Below are 14,475 nucleotides of genomic sequence, written 5' to 3'. Positions count from 1 at the left end.
ATGGGTCTGTTCTCATCGATATTCTCGCTGCCCCTCGCGCCGGTTCGCGGTGTGATCTGGGTAGGCGAACTGATCCAGGACCAGGTCGAACGGCAGCTACACGATCCCGTGGCACTGCGGAGCGAACTCGAGGAGATCGACAGTGCCGCAGCGAGCGGTGATTTGTCCGCAGAACAGGCCGAGCAAGCGCAGCGAGCGGCCCTGGATCGCATGACCGGCTCCGGGGTTGACCCCATCGACCGGAAGGAGTGACTGACGTGGCCCGCGACACCACCTCCAACGACTCCGACAATGCTCACCCGGCATCGAATGAACAATCGGCCCTCAGTGCGGCGCAAGCCGCCGCGGTGGCCATCGACCGCCTCGCAGAACTGACTTCCAACGACCTCCAGGGCGTCACGCGCGTGGAACCGACGGAGGATGGCTGGCTCGTGGAGATCGAGGCACTGGAGGATCGCCGCATCCCGCCCTCGGCGGACATCATTGCACTCTACGAAGTGGAGATCGATTTCGACGAGAATCTGCTGGCCAGCCGCAGAATCAAACGCTACACCCGCGGCAGCACCGACATCGAACCCAGGAATCAGCGATGACGGTCGTCGGAGGCGGCTCCTACGCACCCCAGCCCTATGGGGGCGGGCACCAGTCCACCAACCTTGCCGACATCCTGGAACGGGTCCTCGACAAGGGGCTGGTGATCGCAGGCGATATCCAGGTCAATCTCCTCGATATCGAACTGCTCACCATCAAACTACGGTTGGTGATCGCATCCCTGGAGACGGCCAGGTCGGTGGGCATCGACTGGTGGGAGACCGACCCCTGGCTCAACAGCAAGGCTCACGCGCTGGAACGGAAGGAACCCGACCTCGAACTCGAGAACCGGGAACTCCGAGACCGGATCGCCGAACTGGAGGCGGCAAATGGACACCGTGAACCCATCGAACGCGGTCGCGAGCGGAGAAAGAACGACCGTGACCGATGATTTCGCAGTCTGGCTGTACGTGGTGGCATCCCGCCGCGACGGCGCGGCGGAGCTGAGCACACTGACCGGAGTCGCGGGCGAACCGGTGCGGACGGTCGTCGCGCGGGACCTGACAGCAGTCGTCGGCTCGGTGCCGCTGGACGTCTTCGGGGAGCAACCACTACGCCGCAACTTCGAGGATCTCGACTGGCTGGAGGCGACAGCACGAGCACACGACGCGGTCGTATCTGCCATGGCGCGCCGAGGTCCTGCCGTCCCGCTCCGGCTGGCCACTGTCTTCCGCGACGACAACCGCGTGCGTGAGCTGCTCGATGAGCGGCAAGCGGACTTCGACGCCGCCCTGCAGCTGGTCAGTGACCGTACCGAGTGGGGTGTCAGAGCCTATGGCGATCGTGCTGCTCTCACCGCTGCCGTTGCCGAGGCCAGGTCTGCGGAAGAGGTCGGCACAATGACGCCAGGGGCTGCGTATCTGGCGCGGCGCCGCGCGCAACTGTCCGCGCAGGAGAGCGTGGAACGCGATGCGGCAGAGCGCGCTGAAGAGATTCACGCGCGTTTGGTTCACCACGCTGCGGCGGGAAGACGTCAGCCGCTGACCGACCCAGCAGTAAGCGGCCGACGGGACTGGATGGTCCTCAACGGGACATACCTGGTAGACGACGACCGGACCGACGACTTCACCACAACCGTCACGACGCTCGGCGCCGAATTCCCAGGTATCCGACTCGAACTCACCGGTCCCTGGCCGCCGTATTCGTTCGCCGGCCTGACACGAGGGCCGACATGACTCGGACCGACCCCACTGTCGACGCCGAGCGTCGCGTCGCACTGGTCGACCTACTGGACCGAGTGCTGGCTGGTGGCGTGGTCATTTCCGGCGACATCAAACTCGCTATCGCCGACGTCGATCTGGTTCAGATCTCGCTACGAGCCCTCATCTCCTCCATCAGCACCCTGTACGCGCCAGTCGGTTCCGTGACGCGCGATGGACTGGAAGCACCGGCCGGCGATGACTGAATTCGGCGGCATCCCACCGCGAATCGACACCGATCCGGAATCGGTCGAGCGCGGGCTGGTCACCCTGGTCCTCACTTTGGTGGAGCTCCTGCGGCAACTGATGGAGCGGCAAGCGCTACGCCGTGTCGACGCGGGTGACCTCACCGACGCCCAGATCGAACGCATTGGCACCACCCTGATGCTGCTCGAAGAACGCATGGAAGAACTACGCGATCACTTCGGACTCACTCCGCAAGATCTCAATATCGACCTCGGCCCCCTCGGCCCGCTTCTGCCGGACCCACCCGATCGCTCCCTCGAGTGACCTCGATGGGCAACGAAGCGCGCGCAGCGCAACATGCACGGCCGCTGAACATAACCAACACAGAACCGGCTGCCGCGATTTGAGCCGGTCGGTTGCCCGGTGCCGGTATGACGTTGTCGGGTTCCCTGAACTTGCATGGCGAGATCCCGCGGCTGAAATCGGCTGCGTTGGGCGCCATTTCGTTATTCGGGCAGCGAGAACCGAAACCGGTGCGATGCGCCGCCATCGCTGTGAACTGCCATGGGCAAGTCGAGGCGTCGGCTGGGATGGCTTTCTTCGGCCTACGCCGACACCTCGATCGCCGATGTCACTCCGGTCACCGCTTGAAGGCGTCCTTGACCTTCTCTCCGGCAGACTTCAGGTCGGACTTCACCTGCTTGGTCTTGCCTTGTTGCTCGCGCTTGGGATTATTTGTCGCTTGGCCGGCCTTCTCCTTGGCCTTGCCACTGAGTTGCTGGGCCTTGTTCTTGGCCTTGTCCGTAACACTCATGGTGTAGTCCTTCCGACTGCGGCCGTGCCCGGCCGCGGTTTACATCACGTGCGACACTTCGGCCGCCCGCATACGACAGGACTACCCGAGGCGACATTGATCACTCGCTACCCGCTACATGTTCTTGGCGGAAGTCATGCCGACGGCCATTGGGTCGACTACTCCCGACCGAACTCCACGAGGGGAGAAAATACGCGCTCACCACGGGTCTGTCGGTGTGGAAGTGGCGGGCCCGTTCCACGCACCGTGCGGCTTGCTCGGCCTGGTGGGCCCTCTCGCGGATCCGCTTTTCATCGCCGTAGTTGCTGGGTGCGGCGGGTGTCCGGCCGGGGCATGTCGCGCCCACATGTCGCGCACGCGGAGCCCGACCTTGTCGAGGACGTCCTTGTCGTCGCAGTGGGCGAAGCAGCGGACGATAGTTTTGGACCGCTTCGCCGTGATCGGGTTTGGATGGGATCGGCAGCCGCGCGTAGTCGATGGCCTTGTCCACCAACGACACTCGCCGCAGCTTTGGCCGCCGCGTCGGCCGGACACTATCAGGGGGCGATGCTGTGATGTTCGAGGCGTGCACCGCGACCCGCATCGGCGAAGTTTCCGGTTGCCGGGTTCGCGACATCGACACCGCCGAGTGGATGTGGACTGTGCGCCGCCAGACGACACCGGGGCCGGGTGGTCTCAAAGACAAAGGCACGAAAGGGAAGAGGGCCCGACGCATCCCGATCATCGGCCACATTCGGCCGCTGGTGCTGACCCACATCAACGCCGCCCGTGACCGAGTCGGTCGAACCCATCCGGAGGCGAGCGAACGTGGGTTGCGTGAGGCGCTCATGGACGCACGGTTGTTCGTCGGTCCACGCGGTGGCCGGATCGCTACCGGCGTTCTGCGGGGTGCGACGCACTGGGATGATGTGGTGGCGCGGTTGGGATTCGAGCATCTGCGCCGGCACGACTTGGTGGGCGCGGGCAGGCTGGGCGGCCTGCACGCAGTGCCGCTGGCTGCTCCGCGCGAGCTGGATGGCTCAGGAGTTGCTCACCACCTTCGCCACCGACCTGTCCGAGGTCGCCCTCATTCCCGGCGAGGGCGGCGTCTTCCGCATCACCGTAGACGGTGACCAGATCTGGGAACGTAAGGCCGACGGCGGTTTTCCCGATATCGCCATCCTCGAGCAGCGTGTCCGCGACCGGGTGGCGCCCGGCCGCTCGCTCGGCCACGCGGACAAGAAGGACACCGAACCGGCGAGCTAGCGGCTCGAGCGGGGCGCCATCGCGAGCTCCCCACGGCGGGCAGCCCGCCGCCACCGCTGTCCGGAGTCGATGGCACGCCTGATCTTGCGCACACTGGGTACCTGCGTGAGCAGGTGCAGCTGATACCGCCACGGCATTTGCCGCCCGTGCCGGACCGACATCGCATAGGCGAACTGCACGGCGCCGCGATCGAGATACCGGTCGGCGTGTTCGAACCAGACCATGCTGGTACGGGCGGCGGCCTGTATCGGGCGCAGTGCAGCGCGCCGCTGCGCATCGTAATTCTTCAGTGCGTCGGCGACCTCGGCATGCTCGTACAGGTTCTGTGCGAGCACGACAGCGTCGACGATTGCCAACCGGGTGCCTGAGCCGATGGTGAAGTGCGTCGTGTGCGCCGCATCGCCGAGCAGCACCACGTTGTCGTGATACCAGGTCTTGTTGGTCACCTCGGGAAATCGGGTCCACCTTGCGAATTCGCCTCGTGTCTTGCTGATCAACGAGTGACCGTCGAGAGGGCGGCCGAATATGTTCTCCAGCACCCGTACGTTCTCCAGATCGTCCAGGGAATCGAATCCCAGTCCATGCCAAGTCCGCGGTTGGCATTCGACGATGCAGGTGCTGATTCTCCCGGCAATCGACGGGTAGGCGTGAAACCAGATCCAACCGGCCGAGGTGTGTTCGAAGGCGAAGGTGAATCGGGTGAAGACCTTGTCCGTGCCGAGCCAGATATATCGATTGTCGCCGAGTGTGACCGACGTGCCGAAACGATGATCACCCAGCTGTCGTATCCGGCTGTTCGCGCCGTCGGAGGCGACGATGAGATCGAAATCGTCGAAGCCGGACAGATCATCCACGTTTCGCCCGTGCTGGACATCGACGCCCAGGTCCCTCGCCCGTCGCGAAAGCACGTCGAGCAAGGCCGCGCGCCCCATGCTGAACCCGTAGCCCCCGAAATGCGCGGTCTCGTTGTCGCACACATGGATTGCCTGTTCACGCCATACGACCGACCCGGCACGCACCGCCTGGGCGCTGTCGGGGTCATTCCGATACAGAATGTCGAGCAGGTCGTCCCAATACACGACGCCCCAGCCATAGGTGGATCCGGGAGGATCGCGGTCGATCACCGTGATGTCATGGGCCGGGTCGCGGCGCTTCATCGAAATAGCGAAGTACAACCCGGCCGGCCCGCCACCGACACACACGATCTTCATCTCGTCACCGGCTCCAGCCGAGTTGGTCGAACCTGGCTTCACATGGGTGGTACTCGATGCGACCGAGCCCGGCACGCTGTGCGTGTCCGGGCTCGATCACCAGCGCTAGAAGCTGCCCCAGCCACCGGGTAGCCACCAGCCGGGATTCCATCCCCAGCCGTTGCCGCCACCCCAACCCCAGCCGCCACCCCAACCCCAGCCGCCGCCACCCCAACCCCAGCCGCCATCGCCCCAGCCGGGGCCGTTTCCCCAGCCGTGGCCGCCGCCCCAGCCGTGGCCGCCGCCCCAGCCGGGGCCGTTTCCCCAGCCATGGCCGCCGCCCCAACCAGGGCTGTCGACCTGCTGGGTTACAGACGTTGGCGTGGTTGCTTGCGCGGTAGGCGCTTTTGCCGCGGCTGCGGCGACCGGAATCGCGGCGAGTGCGGCTATACCGGCGGCAGCTGCCAGCCGGGTGAACCTTGTGCGTGAACTCTTTCTCTCGGTCATGATAGGGCTCCAGAAATGCTGTCCCGACCTGCTGGAAGTCTACGCGGTTTCGCCGAACTCCAGAAGACATAGCATTGGCCCATATATAATGCCCGCCGCGTCCCGCTGTCCGCCGGCTCCGCTGCCACAACAGCCGCCCCCACAGCAGCCGCCACCGCTCGGCGGGGCCGGCGCTGGTGCGGGGGCGGTGCCGCCGCGAGTCACGGTCCCGAAGGTGGAGGGATGTCGGCGCCTTCCACAACCCGCCGCGGGACAAGGTGTGCAGCGAGCATGGGCCGATCATCATCCGGGGATTCGGGGAGTGGGGGCCGGTGTTCGAGCGAGATTTCACCGCGGCCGTCCGCGGGATCGCGCCCGCGGCGGACATCGATCTGGAGTGGGGCTATCCGGACGAACGTTGAGCTGACCCGGCGATCACGAAGGACCGATTCCTCCCATGCTGGGAGATTGCGCCACTAGGTTCGGATCGGTGAGACGGTGCGGGTTGCTGCCGTCCAGATTCATCTCCCAGACTTCGGCGTTCGACTGGGTCCGGCTCATACGTGTGTAGAGGATTCTCCTGCCATCAGGCGAGAGGGCCAGGCCGCCGACCCCATCGGTGGTGAGGGCCCGGATATCGGTGCCGTCGCGTTTCATCGTGTAGATCTCGGACTGGTCCCTGCCACCTCGATTGCTGGTGAATACGATGTCAGCGCCGTCGGCGGTAAATTTCGGACCGGAGTTGTAGAACTGGTCCCGCAGCAGTTCCCGCTGGCCGGTGCCGTCGCCCGCCATGAGCCAAATGATCCCCGCCCTGACGAAAACGATCGCCGAACCATCGCGCGCAAACGAGGGGGAGTTGGCCGACACCAGATCGGGGCCCACCGTGGCAGGGTCCGGGATATCGGTGAGTCGCCGAAGATTTTCGCCGGTACTGTCCACCAGGTAGATGGCGCCGCCGCGGGCGAAAGCGATGGTGCGCCCGTCGGGCGCGAACGTCGGGCCGTATCCGCCGTCCGCGACTCTCGTGATATTGCCGCCATCCGGATCCATCGTGGAGATCCCGGCGCCAGCCACGACGATCCTCGAACCATCCAGTGCGAAACTCGGGTCCGAGCCCGTGGCAATGCGAGTGACCCCACTACCGTCCGGATTCATCACGAACACTGACTGCCAGCCATCCGCAAACGCGATCTTCAGCGGCCCCGGCACCCCGGCGGCACCCCGCACCGTCGGCGCCGAATCCTCCACCCGCCCCGTGGATTCCGTGGCACACCCGCCCACGAACCCCGTCACGACAACGGCGCCCACCACGATCCACCGCTTCCGACCCAGTGCCTCGACCATCTCATCCGATCTATCCGCAGTTCCGCGCACACCACCGAACCACCTCATTGTGGCTGTGCTGCAACGAACGTTAGACGCAAACGACCCAGGTGCCATGCCCCCAGCTTCTCGGGGGCTGCGGATGCTGCTGAACGTCCAGATGCAGCACGCACATGGAGGCTCCAGACCCGATTCATCGATCGCGCCGAGGGCGGACCGCACACGCGGCGCACCCTCGACGAGCAGCACGAGTTGGCGGGCCAGGTCGCGCTGATCGTGCCCGCGCAGCAGGCTCAGATCGAGGCCGAGGAGATCGCCACGCAGCAGCGGAAGCTGATCGTCGGCGCGGGACCGGCTGGCGCGGACGTTTCCGTTCCCGCCCCCGCGCCCGCCGCGGCGTCCCTACACCCCCGGCGAACTGCGCACCCTGGCCGAGATCCGCCAGGCGTGGAATTGTCGGCCACCGTCAGCGCCGGAATCGCCGAGAACCCTGCCCCCGTCCGGCAGCAACGAACTGGGGCAGTCGCGCGATCGCCGGCGGCCCGACCCCGCTCCGACGCCGCGCCCTTGGTCCCTGACTCGAGTTGAAATCGGTTTGCTCAGCGGGATCGGACTTCGCGACGCTGCACGATATGGACATGCACGCCGACCAACTGGCCGTCTCGCTCGAAGCGGTGCGCGAACTGGTGGATGAACAATTCCCCTCATGGCGTGGTCTATCGATCAGCGGGGCCACCATGACACGCACCGTGAACGCCATGTACCGCATCGGTGACCAGTTGGCGGCGCGGTTCCCGCTGCAGCCCGCAGACATCGACTCGACCCGGCGACAACTGCACGCCGAGGCAGCAGTTGCCCGGCAGCTGCTGGGCAGCACCCGGTTCCGCACACCCGAACCGGTGGCAGTGGGCGAGCCCGGGGCCGGCTACCCGCTGCCCTGGTCGGTGCACACCTGGATACCCGGAACCGCGGCCACCGACGAGGACCCCGGCCAGTCCGTCGCGTTCGCACACGATTTGGCCGAGTTCATCAGCGGTGTCCGCGAGATCGACACGCACGGGCAGACATTCAACGGCCAAGGACGCGGCGGCCAGTTGTGCTCCCACGACGCATGGATGAGACCTGTTTGCAGCGCAGCGAGCATCTTCTCGACGTCGCGACGGTGCGCCGGATCTGGGAGGCGATGCGGGAACTGCCACGCGGCACGGCAGCCGACGTCATGAATCACGGCGACTTGATTGCCGGTAACGTGCTGGTGTCGCATGGTCGCCTGGCCGGGGTGATCGATGTCGGGGGAGCGGGACCCGCCGACCCCGCCCTGGACCGCGGGCTCCAGGACAAGGGGACGAAAGGTAAACGTGCCCGGTCGGTTCCGATGATCGAGCAGCTTCGTCCTTTGGTGGAGAGCCGGATTGCAGCCACCGGCAAGAAACCCGATGCCCGGCTATTCGCCGGCCCGCGCGGTGGGCGGATCCAGGTCACCGTGTTACGGCGCGCAACACACTGGGATGAAGTGGTCGCCACGTTGGGCTACGAACACCTGCGGATGCACAGCCTGCGGCATACGGGCCTCACATGGTTCGCCGACGCTCGGAGTTGGGTGCCGCGTTGTCTTTGCTTGCGCCGCAGTTCCGGTGGGCTGGGTTTCCGGTGGTGTCGCGGCCGATGAGACGCCGGGTTCGGTGATGGTGTAGGTGGCGGTGGTCGTGGTGCCCTGCGGGGTCTGCGCGCTGGTAGAGGTGACGTTGACGAACACGTCGACCTTTGATCTTGCGGTTGTCGGTTCGGTGTGCGTGCCCCCTTAACTCAGGGCGCAGCGGCGGTATCACCGAGTCACTTGCGAACGATAGTGTTCGTTGACCGGGGTTTCCGGGTGAAGGATGGAGTGGCTACGTGAGTGGAGGAAGCATGCTGGGCCGTAGAATTGCCTGGGGCGCACAGTGTTTGGTGGCATCAGGTGCGGCTGTGGCTTTGAGTGCCGCGCCGGCCTCGGCGGCCGAGGTGATCGACCTGGGAATCGGGTTCAGCAACGGAACCCTCTTCGTCGGCGGAACCTACGCTTTGAGCGCGACGGCTACCGGCGGCGCCATGGGATCGGTGGCGATGTTGCCTTTCGTTCCCGGCGGTGTGGTGTTCGAGGACAACGGAGCCTGTGTCGGTTCGGCCAAGCCGTCGTACTCGAGTCTCGCGTCCGTGAACTGGACCCCGAGTGTTGTCGGTGAGCACACTCTCACCGCCACCTACGAGGGCAGCCGAAAGACCATTGTCGTCAACGTGGTGCCGCTCGCGGACGGTACGACGAGCGTGCCCGCGAAGCCGGGCAACTGCGCGGGTACCGGTAGCGCGTAGCTCCGAGCGCGCTAGGACTCTGATCGGTTCCCGCTCCCCGACGGGTGCGGGGAGCGGGAACCGTGCCCGAACGATCCATTGCACGACAGCGCGGTCGATCATGCCGCTGGTGATGATCGGTGGCGGCAGGTGCCCCAATGTCGGTACGACGCGTTTGCGCCAGCCGGACAGGTAGGGATCCTTGGTTTTTCCTTCGAGTCCGGCCAGTGCGAGGTCCATGTTGTCGGTCCCGTACTGCTGCAGGCTCGTGCACGCGAGCACTGGGTCGATATCGCGTGCGGCGAGCCGTTTGAGCCTGTCGATCCAATTCTGGGCTTCGGTTTCGAACACTTCCGATTTCGACAGCCGTGCGTGGGTATGCGGATCAGGCCAGCGGATGCGAGCACGGAAAGGGTTGCCGGCGCCGACGCGGTGCAGGGTTTCGATATCGGTGGTGAGTTTGATCCCGATCGGTATCGGTACTGTGTCAGTCATTTCGCCTCACCCCTCACAGTGAGACCGGCTACTCCGTGGACGGAACGATATGGCGGGCGGCTAGATACACCTCGAGATCGTGCTCGGGGTATTTCGCGACGCGTTCGGAGATCTGGATGAAACCCGGTCCCTCCAATGGCTGGCCGCGCCGCCACCGACGCAGGGTGGAGGCGTCGACGCCGAGGCTGCGCGATGCCACACATTGGGATGATGTGGTGGCGCGGTTGGGGTTCGAGCATCTCCGGCGGCACGATCTGAAGAACACCGGGCTGATCTGGTTCGCGGATGCCGGAGTGCCGCTGCATCGGCTTCAACGAATCGCCGGGCACACCGATCCTCGGATAACCCAGCGATATCTGCATCCGAACATCAGGGCTCTGCAGGGCGACGGCGAGCTGTTGGCACGCTACCTGGCGCACGGGGGTCCCCAGATACCCGAGCTACTGGCCTGGGACCGGACTATCCGTGTGCCGAACCGAGTGGCCCCAAATCTGCGGGTGATCGAATAACGGAAAATCCCCTCCGACCGAGGTCGGAGGGGATTTTCTTACGTCGGGCTGACAGGATTTGAACCTGCGACCACTTGACCCCCAGTCAAGTGCGCTACCAAGCTGCGCCACAGCCCGTTGCATTTGCTCTCGCTCGTGCTCGACGAGATTACCCCACTACCCCCCTGAACATCCAAATCGGCTGGTTATCGGCGTGCGGGAGGGGGTTGCTGGGGGTGCTGCCGGGCGGAGTGGGGTGGGCTCAGGGTTGTTCTGGCGCAGGGGGATCCGTGGGGGTGCGGACGAAGGGGGCGGCTACGTCGGGGGAGAGTGGGTAGGGGGTGGCCGCTTCGCGGCGGGTGAGGGCTTCGGCGGCTTCGGGTTCGTTGTTGGTGGTGAGGCGGTGGATGGCTCGTTCGAGGATGGGGAGGACTTCGGGGACCTGGAGGGTGCCGTCGGCGCATTGGGCGAGGAGGGAGGAGGTGAGGTTGGCGAGGATGACGGCGATGTCTTCGAGGTAGCGGGGGGTGGCGCCGGCGAGGACGGCGGCGGCGATGGGGAAGACGGCGTCGAGGCCGTGATTGTCGAGGCGGTGGCGGGCGGGGCCGGTGCGGGCGCGGTGGTAGGCGGTGAGCATGGCGGGGTGGCGTTCCCACGGGTCGAAGACGTGGCGCATGACCCGGAGCAGGCCGTCGCGGAGGGGTTCGCCGGGGGGTGGGGGTTCCATCGGCAGGTAGGTGTTGTCTTCCATCCAGGCTTCGATGGCGGAAACCAGCAGGTCATCGCGGGTGGGGAAGAACTTGTAGATGGTGGTGAGGGAGACGCGGGCGCGGCGGGCCACCTCGCGGAGCTGGACGGCGTCGTGGCCTTCGGATTCCAGGAGGGTGCGTACCTCGAGGAGGATTCGTGCCCGTATTACCTCTTCCGTCTCCTTGGCCATGCCGCTACAGTAACGCCGTTACTCGAGTAACCCGGTTACTCGGGGCGTGACTTCCGTGGAGAAAGAGCACTATGCCTCGTCAGCAGTACTCGCCCGTCCCGGCTGCCCGGCGGCCGATCAGCTACGTCAAAGTCGCCGTCGCGGCCCTCTCGGTCGTGGCCGGTTGCGCCGCGGTGACGCCCGCCGCGGCCGAACCGGTGAGCGACTTCTATTACCCGCCACAGCAATTCGATTCGGCTCCCGGCGCGGTGATCAAGACCGAGGGCATGTCGGTGCTGCCCGCGCTGCCCGCCGCCGACGGGACCTGGCCGCTGGCGGCGCAGCGGGTCATGTACACCTCCCGCACCCAGGACGACGCGCCCGTCGCCGTGACCGGCACGTTCATCGATTCCAGTCGTCCGTGGCAGGGACAGGGCCCGCGCCCGACGGTGCTGATCGCGCCGGGCACGGTCGGGCAGGGTGACCAGTGCGCGCTGTCGCTGGCCTTCCCGACCGGCATGTACGCCAGCCTGACCCCGCCGACCTTCTCGGCGAACCAGGAGGTGCTGGCCGCGTTCGCCTGGAACGCGCTCGGCGCGCGGGTCTTCGTCACCGACTACATCGGGATGGGCACGCCCGGCATCCACACCTACGCGAACCGGATCGAGGAGGCGCACGCCGTGCTCGACGCCGCCCGCGCCGCGAACCGGCTCGCGGGCACCGGGGCGGACACGCCGCTCGCGTTCTGGGGGTACTCCCAGGGCGGCGGGGCGAGCGCGGCCGCCGCCGAGATGCAGCCGAGCTACGCGCCGGAACTGAACCTGAAGGGCACCTGGGCGGGCGCGCCGACCGCGGATCTGTCGGCGATCCTGGACCGGATCGAGGGCAGTCTGATCGGCGGCGCGGTCGGGTTCGCGCTCAACGGCTTCCTGGACCGGTACCCGGACCTACGACCCGAATTCAATTCTCGGGTGACGTCCGCCGGGCAGGGTCTGCTCGATGAACTGTCGAACGCGTGCATCGGCGATGTGATCGCGCTGCATCCGTTCCTGCGTACCAACGCCTTCACCGTCGATCAGCGTCCGCTCGTCGACCACATGCGCGAAATCCCGTCGATCCAGGACATTCTGCGGCAGCAGCGGATCGGATCGCTGACCCCGGCCAGTCCGGTGCTGATCACCAGCGGCGTCAATGACGACACCGTCCCCTACGGTCAGGCCAAGCAGTTGGCGAGCGATTGGTGCGCCGCGGGTGCGACGGTCAGCTTCCGCACCAATGAATTGCCGCCCATCCTGTCGGGCGCGACGATTCCCAATCACTTCGGACCGGAATTGATCGACGGTTTCGGCACCAACAATGCGATCGGCTATCTGATGGACCGGCTCAACGGCACACCGCTCTCGGGTTGCGCCTTCGCCTGAGAATTCCCGCCGCCGTTCCCTTCTCGCCGATCACCTAGGTGTCCCATGTCTGAAATATCGCGTCGCTCCCTGCTGTCCGGAGTCGCCGCCACCGCCGCCCTGCTCGCGACCGCACCCGCCGCCCGCGCGGGCATTGCCGCCCGGATCAACCGGGTCGAGCTCACCCGGGAGGAGCATCGGGTCATCGTCATCGGCTCGGGGTTCGGCGGCGGGGTGACCGCGCTGCGCCTGGCCGAGGCCGGAGTGCCGGTGCTGCTGCTGGAGCGCGGTATGCGCTGGCCGACCGGTCCGAACGCCACCACGTTCCCCAATGCCACCGCGCCGGACAAGCGGATGCTGTGGCATCGGTCGAGTCCCGAATTGTTCGGCAGGCCGGTCGTTTTCGACAAGTACACCGGCTTGGTGGAGGCGGTGCCCGGCGAGAACATGACGGCCCTGTGCGCGGCCGGGCTGGGCGGCGGATCGCTGGTGTACCAGGGCATGTCGTTGCAGCCGACCGAGGCGGTGTTCAGCACTCATTTCCCCGGCGGGCTGGACTGGGCGGAGCTCGACAGCGTCTACTACCCCCGGGTCGCGCGCATGCTGGACTTGGCCGTCGCACCCGACGAACTCGTCGAGACGCCGAACTACAAGGCCGCCCGGGTTTTCGCCGAGCACGCCCGCGACGCGGGGCTGCCCGTGTCGAAGATCCCCATGCCCATCGACTGGAATTACGCGCTCGCCGAATTGCGCGGCGAGATGGCAGCGTCTTACACCAACGGGGCCGGTTCCCTCGGCGTCAACAATGGCGGCAAGCACACCGTCGACGTCACCTATGTGGCCGCCGCCGAGGCCACCGGCCGGGTCACCGTGCAAACCCTGCACGAGGTCACCGATATCGAGCGCGCTCCCGATGGCCGCTGGACCGTGCACGTGAACCGCACCGACACCGCCGGCACGGTGCTGGAGAACAAGATCCTCACCACCGATGCCCTGGTGCTGTCGGCGGGCAGCCTCAATACGACCCGCCTGCTGGTGCGCGCGGCCGCCAAGGGCCAGATCCCCGATCTGCCCGACCAGCTCGGCCGCGGCTGGGGCACCAATGCCGACCGCATCTACGTCTGGACCGCCCCCACCGAGGAATTCGGCCTCGCTCAGGGCGGCCCCGTCGTCTACGGCAGCCTGAACTGGGACGACCCGGACAGCGCGCACACCGTCATCCAAGCCTCCATCCCGCCGTTGTCGGTCGACGCGCACAGCACCATGATGGTCGGCTACGGCGTCAGCACCGGCCGCGGCGAATTCCGCTACGACTCCGCCGCCGACACCGCGACCCTGCACTGGCCCGCAGACGGCGACGCCACCATCCAGAACAACCACATCGGCCCTGCCGTCCAGCGCATCGCCGGTCCGTCGAGCACCCTGCTCGACACCAACCTCGCGTTCCCCTCCACCTGGCACCCCCTCGGCGGCGCCGGCATGGGCGCGGTCTGCGACCTGGACGGCCGGGTCCTCGGCCAATCGGGTCTCTACGTCCTCGACGGCGCCCTCATGCCCGGCAATACCGCAGCCTGCAACCCGTCGATGACGATCGCCGCCCTCGCCGAGCGTGCCCTGGATCGACTGGTGAAAACCGATGTGGGGCATGTGATCTGACCGGCCAACGACCAATCCCTCAGCCTCGCTATCGTTGATGCGCGTTTCGGAATGGGAAGAATTGCGCGCTACCGTCGCGTCGGAAACTTTCCACCGGCGATTCGATAAGTGGTCTACTTGACGCACCCCGGCGAAGGGGAACTCAAACATCC

General features: G+C 66.2%; 17 protein-coding genes, 1 tRNA gene and 1 pseudogene. 12 read left to right on the top strand and 7 right to left on the bottom strand.

The window, feature by feature from the left end; all coding sequences use genetic code 11:
• Genes ABZ412_RS08725 through ABZ412_RS08700 form a run of 6 tightly spaced genes read left to right on the top strand, consistent with a single transcriptional unit; the run spans nucleotide 1 to nucleotide 2,300 of the window.
• A complete protein-coding gene (locus ABZ412_RS08725) occupies nucleotides 1-252 on the top strand; it encodes a gas vesicle protein GvpG (protein WP_357278072.1) in 252 nt (83 codons plus the stop codon).
• Between the two features lie 5 nt (nucleotides 253-257).
• Nucleotides 258-593 (top strand): gas vesicle protein GvpO, encoded by a 336-nt coding sequence (gene gvpO, locus ABZ412_RS08720; RefSeq protein WP_357278069.1) that lies wholly within the window; start codon nucleotides 258-260, stop codon nucleotides 591-593.
• Nucleotides 590-982 (top strand): gas vesicle protein, encoded by a 393-nt coding sequence (locus ABZ412_RS08715; protein WP_357278067.1) that lies wholly within the window; start codon nucleotides 590-592, stop codon nucleotides 980-982. The genes gvpO and ABZ412_RS08715 overlap by 4 nt, the downstream gene beginning before the upstream one ends.
• Nucleotides 972-1,766, top strand: a complete 795-nt coding sequence (locus ABZ412_RS08710) for a GvpL/GvpF family gas vesicle protein (RefSeq protein ID WP_357278064.1) — start codon at nucleotides 972-974, stop codon at nucleotides 1,764-1,766. Before ABZ412_RS08715 ends, ABZ412_RS08710 begins: the two co-directional genes overlap by 11 nt.
• Nucleotides 1,763-1,996 carry a gas vesicle protein gene (locus ABZ412_RS08705; protein ID WP_357278062.1) on the top strand — a complete coding sequence of 78 codons (234 nt, stop codon included), beginning with the start codon at nucleotides 1,763-1,765 and terminating at the stop codon, nucleotides 1,994-1,996. The genes ABZ412_RS08710 and ABZ412_RS08705 overlap by 4 nt, the downstream gene beginning before the upstream one ends.
• Complete coding sequence (locus tag ABZ412_RS08700) at nucleotides 1,989-2,300, top strand: gas vesicle protein K (protein ID WP_357278178.1); 312 nt, start codon at nucleotides 1,989-1,991, stop codon at nucleotides 2,298-2,300. Before ABZ412_RS08705 ends, ABZ412_RS08700 begins: the two co-directional genes overlap by 8 nt.
• Before the next feature lie 316 nt (nucleotides 2,301-2,616).
• Here ABZ412_RS08700 and ABZ412_RS08695 read toward each other — a convergent pair whose 3' ends face one another.
• A complete protein-coding gene (locus ABZ412_RS08695) occupies nucleotides 2,617-2,790 on the bottom strand; it encodes a CsbD family protein (protein WP_357278060.1) in 174 nt (57 codons plus the stop codon).
• Nucleotides 2,791-3,804: 1,014 nt separating this feature from the next.
• Between ABZ412_RS08695 and ABZ412_RS08690 the strand changes: the two genes are divergently transcribed.
• Nucleotides 3,805-4,035 (top strand): SelT/SelW/SelH family protein, encoded by a 231-nt coding sequence (locus ABZ412_RS08690; RefSeq protein WP_357278176.1) that lies wholly within the window; start codon nucleotides 3,805-3,807, stop codon nucleotides 4,033-4,035.
• On the opposite strand, the gene ABZ412_RS08685 is transcribed toward ABZ412_RS08690, so the two are convergent.
• The 3 genes from ABZ412_RS08685 to ABZ412_RS08675 all read right to left on the bottom strand — a co-directional run bounded on the left by ABZ412_RS08685 (nucleotide 4,032) and on the right by ABZ412_RS08675 (nucleotide 7,058).
• Nucleotides 4,032-5,321, bottom strand: a complete 1,290-nt coding sequence (locus ABZ412_RS08685; protein ID WP_357278058.1) for an FAD-dependent monooxygenase — start codon at nucleotides 5,319-5,321, stop codon at nucleotides 4,032-4,034. The two genes, ABZ412_RS08690 and ABZ412_RS08685, sit on opposite strands and share 4 nt — an antisense overlap.
• 30 nt (nucleotides 5,322-5,351) lie before the next feature.
• Nucleotides 5,352-5,732 (bottom strand): hypothetical protein, encoded by a 381-nt coding sequence (locus ABZ412_RS08680; protein WP_357278056.1) that lies wholly within the window; start codon nucleotides 5,730-5,732, stop codon nucleotides 5,352-5,354.
• Nucleotides 5,733-6,146: 414 nt separating this feature from the next.
• Nucleotides 6,147-7,058: a hypothetical protein gene (locus ABZ412_RS08675; RefSeq protein WP_357278054.1), complete on the bottom strand. Its 912-nt coding sequence runs from the start codon at nucleotides 7,056-7,058 to the stop codon at nucleotides 6,147-6,149.
• A gap of 611 nt (nucleotides 7,059-7,669) precedes the next feature.
• On the opposite strand from ABZ412_RS08675, the pseudogene ABZ412_RS08670 reads away from it, so the two are divergent.
• Together ABZ412_RS08670 and ABZ412_RS08665 are read left to right on the top strand one after the other, a co-directional pair.
• Nucleotides 7,670-8,706: pseudogene (locus tag ABZ412_RS08670) on the top strand (phosphotransferase).
• A gap of 296 nt (nucleotides 8,707-9,002) precedes the next feature.
• A complete protein-coding gene (locus ABZ412_RS08665; protein WP_357278052.1) occupies nucleotides 9,003-9,386 on the top strand; it encodes a hypothetical protein in 384 nt (127 codons plus the stop codon).
• Nucleotides 9,387-9,888: 502 nt separating this feature from the next.
• On the opposite strand, the gene ABZ412_RS08660 is transcribed toward ABZ412_RS08665, so the two are convergent.
• The gene (locus ABZ412_RS08660) at nucleotides 9,889-10,059 is read right to left on the bottom strand and encodes a hypothetical protein (RefSeq protein ID WP_357278050.1); all 171 of its coding nucleotides are present in this window, start codon (nucleotides 10,057-10,059) and stop codon (nucleotides 9,889-9,891) included.
• A 13-nt stretch (nucleotides 10,060-10,072) separates the two neighbouring features.
• Here ABZ412_RS08660 and ABZ412_RS08655 point away from each other — a divergent pair, with 13 nt between their 5' ends.
• Nucleotides 10,073-10,369: a tyrosine-type recombinase/integrase gene (locus ABZ412_RS08655; RefSeq protein ID WP_357278048.1), complete on the top strand. Its 297-nt coding sequence runs from the start codon at nucleotides 10,073-10,075 to the stop codon at nucleotides 10,367-10,369.
• 43 nt (nucleotides 10,370-10,412) lie between these two features.
• Here ABZ412_RS08655 and ABZ412_RS08650 read toward each other — a convergent pair.
• Nucleotides 10,413-10,486, bottom strand: a tRNA-Pro gene (locus ABZ412_RS08650).
• Nucleotides 10,487-10,610: 124 nt separating this feature from the next.
• Complete coding sequence (locus ABZ412_RS08645) at nucleotides 10,611-11,288, bottom strand: TetR family transcriptional regulator (protein WP_357278045.1); 678 nt, start codon at nucleotides 11,286-11,288, stop codon at nucleotides 10,611-10,613.
• A 71-nt stretch (nucleotides 11,289-11,359) separates the two neighbouring features.
• Between ABZ412_RS08645 and ABZ412_RS08640 the strand changes: the two genes are divergently transcribed.
• Both ABZ412_RS08640 and ABZ412_RS08635 read left to right on the top strand, forming a co-directional pair.
• A complete protein-coding gene (locus ABZ412_RS08640) occupies nucleotides 11,360-12,688 on the top strand; it encodes a lipase family protein (protein WP_357278043.1) in 1,329 nt (442 codons plus the stop codon).
• 45 nt (nucleotides 12,689-12,733) lie between these two features.
• Nucleotides 12,734-14,323, top strand: a complete 1,590-nt coding sequence (locus ABZ412_RS08635) for a GMC family oxidoreductase (RefSeq protein WP_357278040.1) — start codon at nucleotides 12,734-12,736, stop codon at nucleotides 14,321-14,323.
• Nucleotides 14,324-14,475 lie beyond the last annotated feature (152 nt).

The sequence above is a fragment of the Nocardia sp. NPDC005746 genome, assembly GCF_040630785.1.
Taxonomy (GTDB): Bacteria; Actinomycetota; Actinomycetes; order Mycobacteriales; family Mycobacteriaceae; genus Nocardia.
This window is presented reverse-complemented; position numbering and strand designations above follow the sequence as displayed.

Excerpts from the sequence above, each read along its gene's own strand:
- ABZ412_RS08725 (WP_357278072.1), top strand. The coding sequence starts at position 1 with ATGGGTCTGTTCTCATCGATATTCTCGCTGCCCCTCGCGCCGGTTCGC.
- ABZ412_RS08715 (WP_357278067.1), top strand. The coding sequence starts at position 590 with ATGACGGTCGTCGGAGGCGGCTCCTACGCACCCCAGCCCTATGGGGGC.
- ABZ412_RS08705 (WP_357278062.1), top strand. The coding sequence starts at position 1,763 with ATGACTCGGACCGACCCCACTGTCGACGCCGAGCGTCGCGTCGCACTG.
- ABZ412_RS08700 (WP_357278178.1), top strand. The coding sequence starts at position 1,989 with ATGACTGAATTCGGCGGCATCCCACCGCGAATCGACACCGATCCGGAA.
- ABZ412_RS08695 (WP_357278060.1), bottom strand. The coding sequence starts at position 2,790 with ATGAGTGTTACGGACAAGGCCAAGAACAAGGCCCAGCAACTCAGTGGC.
- ABZ412_RS08690 (WP_357278176.1), top strand. The coding sequence starts at position 3,805 with ATGGCTCAGGAGTTGCTCACCACCTTCGCCACCGACCTGTCCGAGGTC.
- ABZ412_RS08680 (WP_357278056.1), bottom strand. The coding sequence starts at position 5,732 with ATGACCGAGAGAAAGAGTTCACGCACAAGGTTCACCCGGCTGGCAGCT.
- ABZ412_RS08675 (WP_357278054.1), bottom strand. The coding sequence starts at position 7,058 with ATGGTCGAGGCACTGGGTCGGAAGCGGTGGATCGTGGTGGGCGCCGTT.
- ABZ412_RS08645 (WP_357278045.1), bottom strand. The coding sequence starts at position 11,288 with ATGGCCAAGGAGACGGAAGAGGTAATACGGGCACGAATCCTCCTCGAG.
- ABZ412_RS08640 (WP_357278043.1), top strand. The coding sequence starts at position 11,360 with ATGCCTCGTCAGCAGTACTCGCCCGTCCCGGCTGCCCGGCGGCCGATC.
- ABZ412_RS08635 (WP_357278040.1), top strand. The coding sequence starts at position 12,734 with ATGTCTGAAATATCGCGTCGCTCCCTGCTGTCCGGAGTCGCCGCCACC.